The organism is Flavobacterium notoginsengisoli, from assembly GCF_042686225.1.
Classification (GTDB): domain Bacteria; phylum Bacteroidota; class Bacteroidia; order Flavobacteriales; family Flavobacteriaceae; genus Flavobacterium; species Flavobacterium notoginsengisoli.
Genome location: NZ_JBHUOT010000012.1, coordinates 151,672 through 169,818 on the forward strand (window position 1 = coordinate 151,672; position 18,147 = coordinate 169,818).

An 18,147-nucleotide genomic window follows, 5' to 3' on the forward strand; every position below is an offset into this window, starting at 1 on the left:
CATCTCTTAGAAAGGCAGATCATTAATCGGAAGCCCTTCATTAGCAGCATCAAAGTTACTATTTTTTGTTGACTCTGCCTCTTGATTTTGTTTGGTATGAGCAGTTTCTTTTTTGGTAGTCAAAAAAGTAAATTCTGTCACCTGAATTTCTGTTGTATATTTTGTAGTTCCGTCTTCGGCCTGCCACTGACGGGATTTAATTCTTCCTTCAACATATATTTTATCTCCTTTAGAAAGATATTTTTCGCAGATTTCAGCTGCCTTGTTTCTAACAACCAAATTATGCCATTCTGTGGAAGTTATTTTTTCATTAGTCGTTTTATTGATATACACCTCATTGGTAGCCAGCTGAAAACGTCCGATGCAGTTTCCTCCATCAAAATAATGCATCTTCACATCATCGCCTAAATGGCCAATAAGCATCACTTTATTTAATGTTCCGTTCATAGTTTTTGGTGGTATTTCTACCAAAGATACATTTTTTTAGCAATTTATTTCCTGCTTTTCTATAAAATTATAAATCACAATAGGAAAAGGAAATGTTTTTAATTTTTCTGCGTCAATTCCGTTTTCAATTTTCTCTTTCACTTTAATTTTCCAGAATTGTATATGCAGATGCTGATGCGAAAGCTTGTGTACAATAGTAGATTCTGTGTAATCCTCTATACCTATAATAGTATAAGAGGGAAAGATCTCTTCTTTTGCGATTTTCGAAACCATTTCAAAATCGATAACTTCTATTGTTTCCAAAAGCGGAAACTCATATAAATTATGCCAGATTCCTTTTGCTGTTCTTTTTTGAATTATAGTATTTCCGCATACATCTTCTAAAATCAAATAATTAAAGTAACGGTTGGATATTTTTACCTTTTTAGATTTAACAGGAAGCACATTTACTTTCCCTTTCTGGAGTGCAGCACAGCTTTCATTAAAATCACACTTAGAACAGTCCGGACTTTTCGGCACGCATTGCAGTGCTCCAAACTCCATTATCGCCTGATTAAAAATTGCAGGATTATCTTTTGGCATTACTTCTTGTGCTAATGCCGTAAATTCTTTTTTCGTCGCCGGAAGTGCAATATCCGTTTCGACATCAAAATACCTTGAAAGTACACGAAATACATTTCCATCTACAACAGGAACCGATTCATTATAAGAAAAAGATGCAATTGCAGCAGCTGTATATTCACCTACTCCTTTAAGTTTTAGAAGCTCTTTATAAGAATCCGGAAAAACACCATTAAGGTCATAAGCAATGTATTGAGCCGTTTTATGAAGATTTCGAGCTCTGGAATAATACCCCAAACCCTGCCAAAGCTTTAAAACTTTCTCTTCTGAAGCATCGGCCAAATCTTTTACAGTAGGAAATTCCTTGGTAAATGCAAAAAAATAAGGCATTCCCTGCGCAACTCTCGTTTGCTGAAGCATAATTTCTGAGAGCCAAATCTGGTACGGATCGACCGTTTTTCGCCACGGCAAATCACGCTTGTTTTGTAAATACCATTTTATCAATATGTTAGAAAAATCCATTCGAAAATACTTAGAATACAAAAGTAAATGTTTATGTAATTAAAATTTAACGAATTAGCTTGATTAATTATTTTTTTAATTCCTATATTTGCAAACTCAAAAAAATAGTACACCATTTATAAAATAAAATAGGAAAGAAAATGACGAAAGCAGATATCGTAGCGAAGATTTCAGAGAAACTAGGTCTTGAAAAAGGAGACGTTCAAGCAACAGTAGAAACTTTTATGGAAGAAGTTAAAACTTCTTTAGAGACTGGAGACAATGTTTACCTAAGAGGTTTTGGTAGTTTTATCGTTAAAACTAGAGCTGAAAAAACTGGAAGAAACATTTCTAAAAACACGACAATTAAAATTCCAGCACACAACATTCCTGCGTTCAAACCTGCAAAAGTTTTTGTAGAAGGAGTAAAAACGAACAACGAAGCAAAATAATATTAATTAACATAAATCAGACACGATATGCCAAGTGGTAAAAAAAGAAAGAGACATAAGGTAGCTACTCACAAACGTAAGAAAAGAGCGAGAGCTAACCGCCACAAAAAGAAAAAGTAGTTTTAAACTACTTTTTTCTTTTTAAACGTTCATTGAAATTGAAAAAAGATGAAAGAGAAAAGAAAATAGAACATAGACGACAAAAAGTCTATTCTCTTTACTCTATTCTCAACTAATCTTCTTTTCCCCGGGTTCAATACCTGTTAAAAAATATTGTTTAATCCATCCTTGTAGAAGTTGATGGTTTTTGGTTTTTGGTTTTTGGTTTTCTTTACCAACAACTATCAACAAACAACCGACAACCAATTCACGGATAAAAATTTACAGTGTGAATAAAGAATTAATCATTAGATCTAGTTCTGAAGCAGTAGATTTTGCCTTATTAAAAGATGGAAAACTAATTGAATTACACAAAGAAGAAGAAAAAAGCAATTTTCAGGTTGGTGATATTTTTATTGCCAAAATCAGAAAACCAGTTGCCGGTCTTAATGCTGCTTTTGTAAATGTAGGCTTCGAAAAAGATGCCTTTTTGCATTATCACGATTTGGGTCCAAATCTAGCTTCCCAACTGAAATTCATAAAACTTGTAAGCGCAGGTAAATTAAAAGATTTCTCCCTAAAAACCTTTCAGTTTGAAAAAGAGATTGACAAAGATGGCATCATTACTGATATTTTAAGTGCCAATCAATCTGTCTTAGTTCAAGTAGTTAAAGAACCTATATCGACCAAAGGTCCAAGAATAAGTGCTGAGCTTTCTCTTGCCGGAAGATTTATCGTTCTGGTTCCTTTTTCTGATCGTGTTTCTATTTCTCAAAAAATAGAAGACAAAAAAGAAAAGGATCGTCTAAAAAAACTTGTTCTATCGATCAAACCTAAAGGATTTGGTGTTATTGTTCGCACAGTAGCCGAAGGCAAAAACGTAGCCGAATTAGAAAAAGATTTGCAGAACCTGCTTGGCAGATGGTCTGCAATGTGTAAAAAATTACCAACTGCTCATCATCCATCAAAAGTATTAGGAGAGCTTAACAGAGCTTCTTCAATATTAAGAGATGTATTCAACGATACCTTCAGCGGTATTCAAATAGATGATGAAGAGTTGTACCATCAAACGAAGGAATATCTGCAAGAAATTGCACCTTCAAAACAATCAATTGTCAAGTTTTATCAATCAAATGACACTCCGATTTTTGAGAAATACAATATAGAGAGACAAATCAAAACTTCATTTGGCCGAACCGTTTCCATGAGTAAAGGTGCATATCTTATCATAGAACATACCGAAGCGTTGCACGTTATTGACGTCAACAGCGGAAACCGTTCCAACAAGGCGACCAACCAAGAAGACACTGCCATGGAAGTGAATATGATTGCCGCAGCAGAAATCGCAAGACAATTACGTCTTCGAGATATGGGCGGAATTATAGTTGTTGATTTTATCGATATGTCTAATCCAGAAAACAGGAAAGTTTTGTTCGACTTCTTGCGAGAAGAAATGAGCGACGATAAAGCAAAGCATAAAATATTACCGCCAAGTAAGTTTGGACTTGTCCAGATTACCAGACAGCGAGTAAGACCAGAAGTTAACATTAAAACCAGAGAAGAAGATCCAAATAAAGTCAACGGCGAAATTGAAGCGCCAATATTAATAATTGACAAGATCACCTCTGATTTAGAAAGACTTTTAAAAACCCACAATAAAGTTGTGCTTAACACACATCCGTTTGTGGCTGCATACCTCAGTAAAGGTTTTCCATCATTACGTTCAAAATGGTTTTTTGAACATAAGAAATGGGTGAAAATCATACCTCGTGACGCTTACACGTACTTAGAATACCATTTCTATGATAAAAAAGGAAATGTTATTTCAGAATAAAAAACAAAAACCGCCTTTCGTGAGATTGGCGGTTTTTTTGTGGCTTTTTTTAAATAGCCACGACCCGAGCGATAGCGAACAGGCGAAGCAATTCACGAATGAGCACGAAATAATTTGTGTAATTCGTGGCTAATATTTTTAATAAAGAGCAAGTTCCAGCTATCCGCTTGTATCTTTTCCTGGCTAAAGAAGCCAGAAAAAGGATACCGCTTCTATCTGGGCTAGGCACTCATTTTCATTAGAATATTTCTTTTTACTATTTCATATTAAAACTCTTTATAACATAAAAAAAACTTAATAGAGCTACTAAATTATTTATATTTAAATATGTTTATGAAAATTTCATTTTTAATACTCTATTATGCCTTTTAGTAATTTTCATAAATCATATTCAGGAAAATTAGGTATTTATTGCGTACTGCTAGTCTTATTTTCTTTCAGTGCAAATGCTCAAAACACCAAATCTGATTTTACGTTTGAGCCTATTTTCTATATAAGCTACTCAGCAGCAAACAAAAGTCTTCTCACTGGCGGACTAGAATTTTGTTTGGACTGCAAAAATGAAAACAAACTCTTTCTAGGCGCGGGATATGGAATCACAAACAGTTACAACGGAAACTATTATGGACTTCCTGATGTACATTTATCCTATAGCAAAGAATTCCTATTTATAAAAACAGGAAGCTCTCATAAAAACGCTTATGCAATAGGCGGATTTACATTTTTAAATCGGTTTGATTTAGGTTTAGGATATTCTCTGCCCTATAATAATGAAAAAATACCTGCCTATAAAGGCTTTACTACTTCGCTCACTTTACGTCTAACAAAAAATGAAAAAGCGTACCAAAAGTTTAATATGATACAATAAAATTATTCCCTCACAATTTCAATTTTTCGTCTAATTTCATTTCCTGAAACATCTACAACTGTAATATAATGTATTCCTGTTGTCGGGGTAATGGGCAGTTCATGAAAGGTTTTGGTTGTAGCTTTATAAACATCATCTACATACCAAAACAATTCTTTATCTCTTTCAGAATAAGCCACTTTTAAAATAACAGGCTGAACGTTACTATTAAAATCTTTTGTCAGATAGATTTTACTGTTGGCTTTTGGATAAATAAAATCCATTGTGGTGGTTTGCGTTCCTTCACATCCTTCTTTAAACGGAGGCAATGGCAAATATTCTATATGCTGGCTTTTGTAATACCAAGCCATAACCGGAGGTAGAACAAACCAGTTTTTCGTTATAATGTTTTCGACATTTTCACAACTGCTGTTGACCTGAAACTGTTCTGTTTTATCTAAATGAATCGTTCTGTGATACGGACAAACTTTAGTCGATTTTCCTTTTTTAGCAACCCATTGTTTGATTTTCGGACAATTATCCTTTGCTAAATAACCGCTTAAACGGCAAACCTCAACTTCGGCTAAATCTTTGTAAGGTGTATCAAACCATCTTTGCCTTGGCAGTACATTAAAAACGTCGAATAAAATAGGCGCTGCACTAGTAACTCCTGTCAAAGTTGGTCTTCCTTCTCCAGTTGCATTTCCGACCCAAACACCAACCACATATCTCGAATTGGTTCCGATGGCCCATGCATCTCTATTCCCGAAACTGGTTCCTGTTTTCCAAGCGATTTTTAACGAACTGTCATAAAACTTCCAAGCCTCATCTCCTTCTGGCCTGTTAACTTCTTCCATTGCGTTATACGTTAACCAAATTGATCCTGCGCCCAGAATATTCTTCTGAGTAGTTTCTGATCCAAAATCGGGTTTAAAATCATTTTTATAATTTAACTCGGTAAACTCATTGGTTCTGTATTTCGCCTGATGTTTAGTAAAATAATTCAGTGTTGAAGATAAATTAGCGTAGGTTCTGCATAAATCCCACAAATTACTTTCGGCACCACCTAAAATAAGTGACAAGCCATAATGATCTGGCGTTTTATTTATATTTTTCAATTTGAACTTTTGCAATTCCTCATAAAATTTATTGACAGTAAATTCCTGAAGCATTAAAACTGCGGGAATATTCAGCGAACGCGATAATGCACGATGTGCCGGAACAGCTCCATCAAAAGTTAAATTGAAATTCTGAGGTGTATATCCCGAAATCTGTGTTGGAACATCAGCCACTAAAGTATTAGGCAGTAATTCGCCGTCGTCCAACATCGCACCGTACAAAAGGGGTTTCAAGATACTTCCTGTGCTCCTTGGTGCATCGATAATATCGACATCTTTTTGATGGTCTTTATCCGTTGGAGCATTTCCAACATAACTCATTACATTTCTGCTTTGAACATCAATTACCAAAATAGCCAGATTATGTACCTCATTCTGCTTGTACTGATTGTAATAATACCTCGCAATCTGATTGACACGATTTTGTAAAGCATAATCAATTGTAGTTTTTACTCTTGTCCCTTCTTCGTTTTTAGCCACTCTCTGCAATAAATGAGGCGCAATTTGAGGCAGATCATACGGTTTTTGAGGCAAAGATTCTTCTATTGAAAGTTCGTATGTCTGCTTGTCAATTATGCCTTCCTTATGCAATTTTAATAAAAGTCGGTTTCGTTTGTTCAGTAATTTTATCTGGTTTTTTCCCGGATAAATTAAACTTGGCGCATTTGGCAAAACGGCCAAAACTGCATTTTCTGCCCAAGATAATTGATTGGACTGCACACCAAAATAACGCCAAGAAGCCATTTCTAATCCTACAACATTTCCGCCAAATGGAGCATGCGCTGCGTACATTTCGAGAATCTCATCTTTGGAATATCCTAATTCTAATCGGGTTGCGAGAATTATTTCGATAATTTTTTCAAAATAAGTTCTGTTTTTTCCTTTTCTTGATAATCGGATAACTTGTTGAGTCAACGTACTTCCGCCTCGAACCACTTTACCTGCTTTTTTGTTTTGTTTAAAAGCATTGATCATCGCTCCGGGATTAAAACCGGGATGTTTATAGAAATATTCGTCTTCAAAATATACAATACACTTTTTGAATTTATCAGGAACACTGTCTTGCGCAGGAAAACGCCATTGTCCGTCACGTGCAATTTTAGCTCCTAGAAGTTCTCCTTCTTTACTTTCAATAACAGTCGAATAGGGTTCTTTGAATAAAGTTCGGGGTATTGAAAAATAGTAAATCAGCAAGAGCACAAAGGCAATTGCTGATTTTATTTTATTTCTTTTTATCCAGTTTATGATGCGTTGGAAAAACGCTTTTAATTTATTTTTCAACGTAGTAATTATTTAACCGCAAAGACGCTAAGTTATTCGCAAAGTTCGCTAAGTTTTTTACTCGCAGATTCCGCAGATTGTGCAGATTTTTATTTTTATCTGCTTGATCTGCAAAATCTGCGGGAGACCTTTTTACAAAGCTTTTTTCAGCCACAGATTAAATGGATTAACACAGATTAAAAAAATCCTTATAATCCTTATAATCTGTGGCTAATAAATTTATTTCACAACCTCAACCCAGAATCCTTTTGTTCTGGCTAAGAATGTATTATCATACATCGCTTCGCATTGCAATCCAGGTAAATAATAATTTCCTAAGTAAGATGCATTTAACAGGATACGGAACACTTTAGTTTCTCTGGCTTTCATTCCGAAGTAGAAATTCGTTCTGTCATCTCGGATATCAATATAATCAGCGATGTTGTTTACAGCATCTCCGTAATCTGTGAAACGGGTATTTACAATTTCGAATCCTGATGGCAGAATCTGTGATAACGCCACATTTTGAACACTTTCTCCTCTTTGATTTTTAACTGTAACCTCGGCAACAAATTCAGTTCCCTGATTAATTCTTGAAACGTTTATTACACTTCCTTTTCTATTTTTGAAAACAATAGAAGCTGTAACGTCAGTCTGAATCACATTTTCTTGACCAATTGGCAATATTCCTGTATTTAATACACGAACATAAACAGTATTGGCTTTATTGTTTTTCAACGTAATACTGTTTGTGCCAGAAGCAACAGACAAACTACGATCTGCAACTGATTTGCCAGTATTTATCGTCTCGCCTTTTCCGTTTTTACTAAACTGAATATTAATTCCTTTTGGGCCGTTGCTAACCGCAAATTTCGACATAGCGTACAAACAATAAGCCGTTGTCTGCGTACTCATCCACTGGTTAGCCGACATTTCTTTAGCTAATTTAGAAGCCGTTGCAAATGCTTTTTGTTTCTGGTCTAAAAGAAGCATTGTTTCTAAAGCCATCGCTCTGTTTCGTTCGCTAGAACCATAATAGTAATAACTGTAGCCATCTGAGCTTCCATCAATACTAGTTTTCAGGAACAAACTTTGTCCAGCCGATTTTTGTCCTGCCAAAACATAAGCGGCAGCCAAACGAAGCATACTTTCGTTCGAAATTCCTTTTGTTTCACGCAATCTGTTCATTGAAGATAAATCGGCACTTCCTGCTAAAGCCAAAGTGTATAATCTATAAGCCTGGGCCAAATCATTTCCATATTTAGGCTCAAAACGCCATTGTTTTGCTTCTTTCTGCTGATATGATAACCATTTTGATTTGAAATTAATTGGCAATACATATCCTTTTTTCTCTGCCTCAATTAAGAAATGTCCAGCATAAGAAGTTCCCCAGTCATCAGCAATTGCATTTCCTTGCCAGTACGGCATTCCTCCATTTGACAACTGGAAGTTACCCAATCTTGCAATTCCGGCTGCAATGTTTTTCTGAATCAGATCTTTTCGTTTCGCATCAATATCTGCCACATCACTTAAATACAATTGAGGGAAAACCGAAGAAGTAGTCTGCTCTACACAACCATGTGGATATTGAATTAAAAACTGCATTCTTCCGTTCAAATTCATTGATGGCATAGACGAAACTTCTAGTCTTGCTTTATTACTTCCAGCAATACCAAAAGTTTTCCATGAAATTGTTTTGGCACTATTTGGAGATAAAACAACATCTGTAAAAGTACTCGTAACTGGGTTTGGATTTGTCATATCGATTTCAACATCATAAGTCGATTTCTCACTTCCAGATGTTGCGATTACCTGAACTTTCGCAATTCCGGTTGCAGAACCAACAACCAAATTAAAATAAGCCATTTTCTCATCTGGCTGCGCAAAATTCAGTTTCTGAACCGCACTTCCAGCAACTTTTAACCCGTTGCTTGTTTTTACCTGAATTGTTACGTTTTTAATTTTGCTTTCAGTCGCAAAAACCGTAACTGGAAGCGTTACTTTTTCTGATGGAGAAATTTTTCTTGGCAACGAAGCCAATACCATCAGCGGACTCTTAACCTGTGTTGCTTTTTCTACACTTCCGTACGCACTTGTATTTGCATCTCCCGCTACCACCATTGTTCGAACCGAACCAATATATTTTGGGAGTTTTAATTCGTGTGATTTCGTTTCTCCTTTTCCTAATTTAAATGGCCCGTAGTACAATACAACTGGTTTAAAACGGTTTGCTTTTTTGGCTTTTCCGCCACCTAAATCCTGATCTCCACCAATACTGAAAATCTGATTTATTTTTCCGCCATAAGCGCCAATTACATCATCATAAACATCCCAGGTTTTTACACCAAGTGCTTCACGAACATAAAAACTATCCCATGCATTTGGCGTTTTAAAACGAGTTAAATCCAAAAGCCCTTCATCGACAACCGCAATGGTATAGGTCATTTCTTTACCTGATTTTTCTCCCACTTTTACTGTGAACGGCTGTTCCGGTCTTAATACATCAGGCATGTTCAGAGTTGGTGCCAAAATCGTGTTTTTATCCACCACTTCAATTGGAACAATTCCATACATACGAATTGGCGAATCGTTTTTAGTTGTCGCGTGAGGCTGTAATAATGTAATATTAAAATAAACATTTGGCGCCATTGCTCCGGTAATTGGAACCTCAACTTTTGTTTCTCCTTTTTTTGTTTCTGCCCAAATGGTTTGTACCACTCTTGAGCCATTTTCAACAGAAATCAAGGCGCGTCCGCCTTCACTAGAAGGGAAAGAAATCTGCGCTTTTTCTCCAACGGCATAATTCTTTTTATCTGTAGAAAAAACTAACATATTAGCTGTTGAAGCATCTCTGTTACGTGTTTTTCCTGACCAGATTGGCCAATCGATATTTACGGTTAAAGCAGTTGCGTGGCCGTCGTTTGTATCTTCAACACGAATTAAATAACGTCCCCATTCTTCATCGGTTAAAGCAAATTGGAAACTTCCTTTCCCGCTTGAATCGGTATTAATTACGATAGATTTATAAGCTGTAGTTGAGTTTGATGAATTGTAATTCGACAAATTATCGCTTGATGAATCCCACCACCATCTCCAGTCTACTTTGTAAATTCTAACTTCCAAATTTCTAACGGCTTTTGGTCTTCCATTTTCATCAACCGTAACTACTTCGAAACGATTATTTGTTCTCGTTTCAAGCATATTATACTTATTTAGTTCTGGCGTTTTAAGTCCGACGTAGGTTTTGTATGGCGAATAAGTCGTCGACATCACATCGGTGCTGAAATCTCCTCCTTCTTCATATACTTTTGTGATGAATGAAGCGCGCAACATTCCCGGCGCCTGACCTTGTAATCTAGGTTGAATGTTTACAGATGCTTTCCCGTTTTCATTCAATTTCCCTGAGAAAACATTGATTTCTTCTGTACTGAATTGACGAACGATATCATCAAAACTATATTTTTCATATCCTTTGAATGTCGTCGTTTGCTGTGAGAATTTAGCCTGCATTTCTACATTCAAATTCTTAGCAATTGCGCCATGGAGCCAAGTTACCTCTAGATTATCTGTGTTTGGATATGAAGCCGAAAGTGTTTTTCTGCTAAAGGTGTTTTTGATTTTTAAACGATTTGGCTTAATCGTTTCGATTTTAATGCTCTTATAAAACTTAGCACCACCGACACTTACCATCGCTTCCCAATTTCCTGTTGGAGCATCTTGATTGGTTGGTACTACAAAAGCATAATGATTTAAATCGTTTGTTCTTTGAACGGTTTGATAAACTGTTTTTCCATTTGGGTCATTTAATCTGAATTTAATTGGATGTAATTTCGGAAGTTTATTCGCTGCATCATTCAGAATAAAGGACAAATACAAATTATCTCCCGGACGCCAAACGCCTCTTTCTCCATAAATAAAGCCTTTAAGTCCTTTTTGTAAAGTCTCTCCAGCAACATCAAAATTACTGACAGATAATGAAAGTCCGTCATCTAATTTCACGTAAGTCGATTGGTCTCCCAAAGTCACAATAGCAAAATAGGCGAATTTGTCTAATTGGAAAGAAGCAATTCCTTCACTGCTTGTCGCTTCTGATGCTATTTTCTGTTGTTGGAAATTATATAAATCCACTCTTGCATTTGAAACTGGTTCAGTTGTAACAATATTATTTACAGCAAATAAATACGATTTGTTCTCACCTCGTTTCGCAATAACTCCTAAATCTGAAGCTAAAATATTGGTCGCAATTCTCGCATTATAATAGTAAGAACCTGTACAAGGATCCTGACTTTCTCGCCAATCGTAATCATCATAATAGTAATAATCGTCGTAAGAGTTGCCACTGTAGTTTACATCATTTTCATCTACTTCTTCCTCTTCTGCTTCATCATCATTTCCATCAGATGTTTCACATTTATAAAGCGAATATTTCTTTTTGTAAACAAACTCTACTCTATAAATCGCTCCTGGTTCTGGTTTGATAATTTTTGATAAATCTAAAGCATACGTATTCCATTTGGATAGATTTACGAGCGTGCTTTCTCTTAAATTGAGTGTAGTTTTAGCAATTGGCTGTGCTACTTTTTTGAGGTTTTGTCCTCCATTTAATTCATTATATTGAAGAAACTGAAGTATATTGTTTTTGTAAATCTTATACACTTTAACATCTACAGCACTTAAGTTTACGGCTTCAAAATTCAGTTTTAAATTATTGGAACTTGGCAGAATCGTTCCATTTTTCACAAAACGGATATTTGGTTTTATCTGGTCAAAGGATATTTTCTCCGAATAATTTGATTCTAATTTTTTACCGTATTGACTTTCGATTCCTTCAAAAACTTCAAGTAACAATTCTCCGGTTACAACTTGTTCAGGTTGCTCATCTGGCACATATTCAACAACATCTTCTACAACTGCTGCTGCAGAATCTACTGCAACTGCTGCAGAATCAACCACAACAGCAGCTGAATCTACCGCAACCGCAACGGGTTCTGTAACAGCGACTGCAACTGGTTCTTCTTTTTTAGTTGCATTTTGATTGGTAAAATATACTTTTAGTAAATTTCCTTGAGTCGAAAATTTTAAGTTATTCGTATTTTGAATCGAAACTAATCCGGCAAAATCCTGTCCTTTTTCTAAAGGTTCCGAAAAATTAATTAAAACCTGCTGATTATTTCCATCTGGAACTTCAACCTTAATCACTTTAAATTCATTTATACTTGTAATCGGGAAATCGATTTGTCCTTTCTGATCAATATCAAAATCATTTCCATCATAAATAATTTCCAAGTTTGAAGCTTCTGACTGACGCTGAATACTGTCAATTATAAAACGAAATTCTTTTGCAGGCCCATTCGTTTTCTCAAACTTAATTTTAAGATTATTTCCATTATGTTTGGCCTCAACCAGCTTTTGGGCAGTTTCTAAATCAATATTATCTGCTGTTTTTAAAACACAGTTTAAGTATTGATATTCCTTGCTATAGGATTGAATATCTCCTGTATTGATCGTAAAATCCTGTTTTACCGTTTTAACTGTAAAATTGAATTTAGAAAGCTCTTTTTCTTTCTCTTTTGGAATGGCAGTCAGTTTATCTAAGTTTAAGGTAACCTGATATTCTGTTCCCATTTTGAGTTTTTTCTCCGGAATAAAAGCTAAAGTATTCGTCGAAAGTGCAACAACTTTTCCGCTCACACTTGGCGAAATATCAAACAAATCATCGTCTAATTCCTGATTGGGTTTCCAGTCGTTTTTATCGAAAGCCAAAACCACACGGATATCAGAATCAGCAGAAACGATTCCGCCTGTGAAACTAGTAATGTAGTCTTTAAATAATGAGAAATCCGAATTGAAATCAGCAGCCGATTTTCTGCCACAGGATTGAAAAATAAAAAACACAAAAAATACGAGAGCTAAACCTTTTACTTTCACTTTTATCTAGAGTTAATGGTTAACAAATAAAAAATAATACGCGATTTACTGCTAAAAGTCATAACAGCAAACTACAAATTATATTACAATAAAAGTAAATTATTTTTTGAATTATTTAAGAAGAAAATTCTCTAAATTGATTATTTAACTTTTGTTGAAGCTTCTAATCTATTGTAGAGGTATTCAGGAGCTTATTCCAGCTATCCGCTATATTCTTTTCATTCGCAAAAAAGCGGATAAAAAGGATGCCGCTTCTATCTGGGCTAGGGCACTCATTTTCATAAGAACCATTAAAATTCAGTTCCTAATTTTGACAGTACTTTATCTAATTCCATAAAATGTTCCTGACTTCGTGAAGAATAAAAAAGCTGATTATTACTCATTACAATAATTACCTCGTCCTCATGATTACCATAAAAACTGACACCTTCTATCCATTTTGTAAAAGAAACACCTTTATTTTTATAATTTTTTGCAATAAAGTTTAAATCTTGATCCTCTATTTCATAAAAACATTCAGCGGTATATTCTAAAGCAAAACCAGCCTGAAGATAAGCCATTGCGGTAAAAAACTCTATTAAAGTTTCGGTTTCAAGATTCCATTCCTTCTCGTCATAACTCATATAAACGGGCGGATTCGGATTTAACAAATCGTCCTTATGAATTCCCCAAACGCAAACACGTTGGTTTTCGCAATAAAAAATCAAATAATCCTCATGTTTAAAATATTGAAATTGGTCGGGTTTGTTTAAAGAATCCTGTGTATTATTAAGTTCTTCAATTTTGCCTAATTCAGTATAATAGTCGATGAAAACTTTTGGAAGAGCTCCAAAAATATCTTTTACAATCTTAATTTCATTTTCAGTAAAACCATTTGGTTCAGTTATGCCAAAAAGCTTTTTAATTGTTGAGAAATCTGTCATGATAGTTCGTATTATTTACGTCTTTCGAGAAAAAAGCGTTTCATTAAATCAGCAGCTTCATTTGCCATTACTCCCGAAACCACAGTAGTTTTTGGATGTAGTTTTGTTCCCATGTTTAGAAATCCGCGCTGTTCATCTCTAGCTCCAAAAACAATTTTCGAAATCTGGCTCCAATACAAAGCTCCTGCACACATTTGACAAGGTTCAAGTGTTACGTAAAGGGTACAATCTTTTAAATATTTTCCGCCTAGAAAGTTTGCTGCTGCGGTTATGGACTGCATTTCGGCATGAGCCGTTACGTCATTCAGTAATTCGGTCAAATTATGACTTCTTGCAATAACTTTATCAGCCACAACAATTACAGCCCCAACAGGAATTTCGCCTTTTTCAAAAGCCATTTCAGCTTCCTGCAAAGCTTTTTTCATAAAATATTCGTCGGTGAAAGGATTTATCATAGTTGCAAAAATAAGATTTTACAACTTATTTTTTTATTACATTTAAATTTTGATTTGAATATGGAAAAAAATTATAAAATCAGCATTCCTGAGCCTTGCCATGAAGATTGGAACAAAATGACACCAAAGGAAAATGGTCGTTTTTGCATGAACTGTTCTAAAACAGTTACTGATTTTACATCGATGCTGCCACAAGAAATACAGCAGTTTTTCATTCAAAATCAAAATAATAAAATTTGCGGAAGATTTAGAAAATCACAGTTAGATACTCTGATAATTCAAATTCCGGATCGTATTTTATATTCGCAGACCAACTATCATAAAATCTTTTTACTGGCCTTATTTATTGCAATGGGAACAACTTTATTTAGCTGCGCCGATAATGAAGGAAACAAACAAAAAATTGACAAAATAGAAATTGTTGAAGATACCCCCAAAGAGAAAATTGACCAGACTGTCGAAGATAGTGTAATCGAAAAACCAAAACCGGAACTTGTAAAAATTAGTCCCCTTATTGCTTTAGAGGAGCCTTCCGGTTCTTCTGGTCGAATTGATAGCTACATCTCCGGAGACATTATTGCTCGTCCTGTTTGCTCTATTGACAAATTACCCGATTATCCCGGAGGCTCCAGAAAATTTACCGAATTTATTCAAAATGAATTTACAATTCCTAAAAAAGCCAGAAGGGCTGCAGGAGAAATGGAAGTTTCCTTTGTTATTGATAAAACAGGAACTTTAAATCAGATTAAAGTTTTTGATAATATAGGATATGAAACCGGAGAAGAGGTTATCAGGGTTTTACAAAAATCTAAAAAGTGGGTACCCGGTATGGTCGAAGGAAAAGCAGTTAATACTCCTTTTAAACTGAATATTGTTCTGCAAAAAGACAGTCTCAATTCTGAAAGAAAAAAAAGAAAGCTTTCCAAAATAGTTTCTATCGAGTTTGTAAAACAGAATGATATGCTTGTAAGTCAGGCAAATTAAATGCACACATGGAAAAAAGATATAAAATAACCCTTCCTGAACCTTGTCAGGAAGACTGGAACAAAATGACACCAACCGAAAACGGACGTTTTTGCATGAGCTGTTCTAAAACAGTTGTTGACTTTACATCGATGATGTCTGAAGAAATTCAGCTTTTTTTTGCCCAGAATCAAAACCATAAAATCTGCGGGAGATTTAGAAAATCACAGCTGGATACCATAACCATTCAAATTCCGGATCGAGTGTTATACACACAAACTAACTATTATAAAATGTTTCTGCTGGCTTTATTTATAGCAATGGGAGCTTCCTTATTCAGCTGTCAAAATAGAGTCGAAAAAAAACAAGAAATTGAAAATATTCCTGTTTCAAAAAACACTCCTAAAAAAGAACAAACTGCCACTAAAGATACTGTAACACAAAAAAAAGACGGTGTTAAAAATGATGATCAGATTACATTAAAAGCTAATCAGTCCAAATCTGCAACGCATTTAGAAAATAATGATCTAAAATCTAATAAACTAAACGACCAGAAAAATAACTCTGCAAAAGTAACCATTACCGCTTCTCCAAAAGGAGAAATTGTATCTGAAACCAATGCAGAATTTCCAGGTGGAATTGATCAGTTCTATACCTTTTTTGCAAAAGAATTTAAAAGACCCGAAGATTCAGACGCTACAAAAACAAGACTCGCTTTTGCTGTGGAAAAAAATGGTTCTGTATCGTTTCTCGAATGCTCACCTTCGGTTGATCAAGCAATCGAAAATGAAATTATAAGGGTTTTAAAATTATGTCCTAAATGGCAGCCGGGGCAATCGGATGGCAAGAAAGTAAAAAGACAATATTCTTTACCCATTACGCTGCAATAGTAATTCCTATAACATATCTCATCGCAAAAATTAAATTTAAAACCGTAAATTTGCTTTTTACCTTACAATGAAAAGCAATTTACTTTCCAACATATACAATCCAACCGATCTACGTCTTTTAAAAGAAGAACAGCTTACTCAGGTTGCTCAGGAATTACGTCAGTTCATTATTGATGTCGTTTCAGTGAAAGAAGGGCATTTGGGAGCAAGTCTCGGTGTTGTTGAATTGACAATTGCATTACATTATGTTTTTAATACTCCTGATGATTTACTGGTTTGGGATGTTGGCCACCAGGCTTACGGACATAAAATATTAACGGAAAGAAGAGACATTTTTCATACCAACAGACAAATCGACGGAATTTCCGGTTTCCCAAAAAGAACCGAAAGTGTTTATGATACTTTTGGTGTTGGGCATTCTTCAACTTCTATTTCTGCAGCACTCGGAATGGCAATTGCTTCTAAATTAAAAGGCGATTTCGAAAAAGAGCATATTGCAGTGATCGGCGATGCTTCTATCGCAAGCGGAATGGCATTTGAAGGTTTAAATCATGCGGGAGTAACAGATGCCAATATTCTGGTAATTTTAAACGACAATGCAATCGGCATCGATCCGAGTGTTGGCGCTTTAAAACAATATCTTACTGCCGTCAAAAACGGTAAAAATCCGAGACAAAATAATATCATAAAATCTCTTAATTTCGATTATTCTGGTCCAATTGACGGACATGATCTTCCGAAATTAATTAAAGAATTAAACCGGTTAAAAAAGATAAAAGGTCCAAAATTCCTTCACATAGTTACAACAAAAGGTAAAGGTTTGCAGCAAGCTGAGGAAAATCAGGTAAAATATCATGCACCTGGAAAATTTGATGCTTCGACTGGAGAAATTCATTTAAAATCGGAAGAAAATCTACCGCCTAAATATCAGGATGTCTTTGGCTTAACCATATTAGATTTAGCCCAAAAGAATGAAAAAATAATCGGTATCACACCAGCAATGCCCTCCGGAAGTTCATTGAAATTTATGATGAACGAATTACCGGAACGTGCTTTTGATGTGGGAATTGCCGAACAGCATGCCGTAACACTTGCAGCCGGAATGGCAACACAGGACATGATTGTGTATTGTAATATTTATTCGACTTTTTTACAACGCGCCTACGATCAGGTTATTCACGACGTAGCCTTACAAGATTTACCCGTAATTTTCTGCTTAGATCGTGCAGGCTTGGTAGGCGAAGATGGTGCAACTCATCATGGTGTTTTTGATATAGCGTATTTGCGTTCTATTCCAAATATGATGATTTATGCACCATTAAATGAGATTGAACTACAAAATATTCTTTATACTGTTCAATTAGAATTAAATCATCCAATCGCGATTCGATATCCGAGAGGACGCGGTGTAATCCCAAATTGGCAAGTAGAAAATTTCGGATATTATGAAAAAATTAATTTAGGTCAGGCAAAATGCTTAAAAGATGGTACGAAAATTGCTGTTCTGTCGGCCGGAACAATTGGAAATAATGTTATTGAGGCTCTGAAAGAATCATCCCATTCTGAAAGCATCGCCCATTATAACTTTAGCTTTATAAAACCACTGGATATCAATTTATTAAACACCATATTCTCAACTTTCGAAAGCATTATTACAATCGAAGACGGAGTTAAAAATGGTGGATTTGGAAGTGCTATTTTAGAGTTTGCTGCCTCTAATAATTTCAAAAATGAGATTGAAATTCTAGGAGTTCCAGACGAATTTATCGAGCATGGAACAGTAAACCAGCTGCAACAAATCTGTAAAATTGACGTTAAAAGTTTAGTAAACCTTTTTTCTAACCGTTCAAAATAATTATTTTGCGATAC

General features: G+C 35.2%; 12 protein-coding genes. 6 read left to right on the forward strand and 6 right to left on the reverse strand.

The genetic code is table 11. The features are described 5' to 3' along the window. Window positions 1-6: 6 nt before the first annotated feature. Window positions 7-447, reverse strand: a complete 441-nt coding sequence (locus tag ACFS3A_RS22750) for a single-stranded DNA-binding protein (protein WP_379827868.1) — start codon at window positions 445-447, stop codon at window positions 7-9. A gap of 36 nt (window positions 448-483) precedes the next feature. Continuing rightward, window positions 484-1,530, reverse strand: coding sequence for an A/G-specific adenine glycosylase (gene mutY, locus ACFS3A_RS22755; RefSeq protein WP_379827869.1), 1,047 nt, complete (start codon window positions 1,528-1,530; stop codon window positions 484-486). A 140-nt stretch (window positions 1,531-1,670) separates the two neighbouring features. Here mutY and ACFS3A_RS22760 point away from each other — a divergent pair, with 140 nt between their 5' ends. The 3 genes from ACFS3A_RS22760 to ACFS3A_RS22770 all read left to right on the forward strand — a co-directional run bounded on the left by ACFS3A_RS22760 (window position 1,671) and on the right by ACFS3A_RS22770 (window position 4,762). Next, window positions 1,671-1,961, forward strand: a complete 291-nt coding sequence (locus ACFS3A_RS22760) for an HU family DNA-binding protein (protein ID WP_007805026.1) — start codon at window positions 1,671-1,673, stop codon at window positions 1,959-1,961. Window positions 1,962-2,349: 388 nt separating this feature from the next. Beyond that, window positions 2,350-3,894, forward strand: coding sequence for an Rne/Rng family ribonuclease (locus ACFS3A_RS22765; protein WP_109191684.1), 1,545 nt, complete (start codon window positions 2,350-2,352; stop codon window positions 3,892-3,894). A 361-nt stretch (window positions 3,895-4,255) separates the two neighbouring features. Next, the gene (locus ACFS3A_RS22770) at window positions 4,256-4,762 is read left to right on the forward strand and encodes a hypothetical protein (protein ID WP_379827870.1); all 507 of its coding nucleotides are present in this window, start codon (window positions 4,256-4,258) and stop codon (window positions 4,760-4,762) included. Window positions 4,763-4,764: 2 nt separating this feature from the next. Here the strand turns inward: ACFS3A_RS22770 and pbpC are convergent, their stop codons facing one another. From pbpC to ACFS3A_RS22790, 4 genes are all read right to left on the reverse strand, one after another. Further along, window positions 4,765-7,140, reverse strand: a complete 2,376-nt coding sequence (gene pbpC, locus ACFS3A_RS22775) for a penicillin-binding protein 1C (RefSeq protein ID WP_379827871.1) — start codon at window positions 7,138-7,140, stop codon at window positions 4,765-4,767. A gap of 219 nt (window positions 7,141-7,359) precedes the next feature. After that, window positions 7,360-13,047: an alpha-2-macroglobulin family protein gene (locus ACFS3A_RS22780; protein ID WP_379827872.1), complete on the reverse strand. Its 5,688-nt coding sequence runs from the start codon at window positions 13,045-13,047 to the stop codon at window positions 7,360-7,362. A 290-nt stretch (window positions 13,048-13,337) separates the two neighbouring features. Next, complete coding sequence (locus ACFS3A_RS22785; RefSeq protein WP_379827873.1) at window positions 13,338-13,970, reverse strand: hypothetical protein; 633 nt, start codon at window positions 13,968-13,970, stop codon at window positions 13,338-13,340. Window positions 13,971-13,981: 11 nt separating this feature from the next. Then, entirely contained in the window at window positions 13,982-14,425 is a 444-nt protein-coding gene (locus ACFS3A_RS22790) for a nucleoside deaminase (RefSeq protein ID WP_179003192.1), read from the reverse strand. Window positions 14,426-14,485: 60 nt separating this feature from the next. Between ACFS3A_RS22790 and ACFS3A_RS22795 the strand changes: the two genes are divergently transcribed. From ACFS3A_RS22795 to ACFS3A_RS22805, 3 genes are all read left to right on the forward strand, one after another. Next, window positions 14,486-15,409, forward strand: a complete 924-nt coding sequence (locus ACFS3A_RS22795) for an energy transducer TonB (RefSeq protein WP_379827874.1) — start codon at window positions 14,486-14,488, stop codon at window positions 15,407-15,409. 8 nt (window positions 15,410-15,417) lie between these two features. Beyond that, window positions 15,418-16,278 carry a hypothetical protein gene (locus ACFS3A_RS22800; protein WP_379827875.1) on the forward strand — a complete coding sequence of 287 codons (861 nt, stop codon included), beginning with the start codon at window positions 15,418-15,420 and terminating at the stop codon, window positions 16,276-16,278. A 67-nt stretch (window positions 16,279-16,345) separates the two neighbouring features. Further along, window positions 16,346-18,133, forward strand: coding sequence for a 1-deoxy-D-xylulose-5-phosphate synthase (locus ACFS3A_RS22805; RefSeq protein WP_379827876.1), 1,788 nt, complete (start codon window positions 16,346-16,348; stop codon window positions 18,131-18,133). Window positions 18,134-18,147 lie beyond the last annotated feature (14 nt).

What these genes read in the sequence shown, in the direction of transcription:
- ACFS3A_RS22785 (WP_379827873.1), bottom strand. Translation starts at nt 13,970, where the DNA reads ATGACAGATTTCTCAACAATTAAAAAGCTTTTTGGCATAACTGAACCA.
- ACFS3A_RS22760 (WP_007805026.1), top strand. Translation starts at nt 1,671, where the DNA reads ATGACGAAAGCAGATATCGTAGCGAAGATTTCAGAGAAACTAGGTCTT.
- ACFS3A_RS22805 (WP_379827876.1), top strand. Translation starts at nt 16,346, where the DNA reads ATGAAAAGCAATTTACTTTCCAACATATACAATCCAACCGATCTACGT.
- ACFS3A_RS22770 (WP_379827870.1), top strand. Translation starts at nt 4,256, where the DNA reads ATGCCTTTTAGTAATTTTCATAAATCATATTCAGGAAAATTAGGTATT.
- ACFS3A_RS22795 (WP_379827874.1), top strand. Translation starts at nt 14,486, where the DNA reads ATGGAAAAAAATTATAAAATCAGCATTCCTGAGCCTTGCCATGAAGAT.
- ACFS3A_RS22750 (WP_379827868.1), bottom strand. Translation starts at nt 447, where the DNA reads ATGAACGGAACATTAAATAAAGTGATGCTTATTGGCCATTTAGGCGAT.
- mutY (WP_379827869.1), bottom strand. Translation starts at nt 1,530, where the DNA reads ATGGATTTTTCTAACATATTGATAAAATGGTATTTACAAAACAAGCGT.
- ACFS3A_RS22790 (WP_179003192.1), bottom strand. Translation starts at nt 14,425, where the DNA reads ATGATAAATCCTTTCACCGACGAATATTTTATGAAAAAAGCTTTGCAG.
- ACFS3A_RS22800 (WP_379827875.1), top strand. Translation starts at nt 15,418, where the DNA reads ATGGAAAAAAGATATAAAATAACCCTTCCTGAACCTTGTCAGGAAGAC.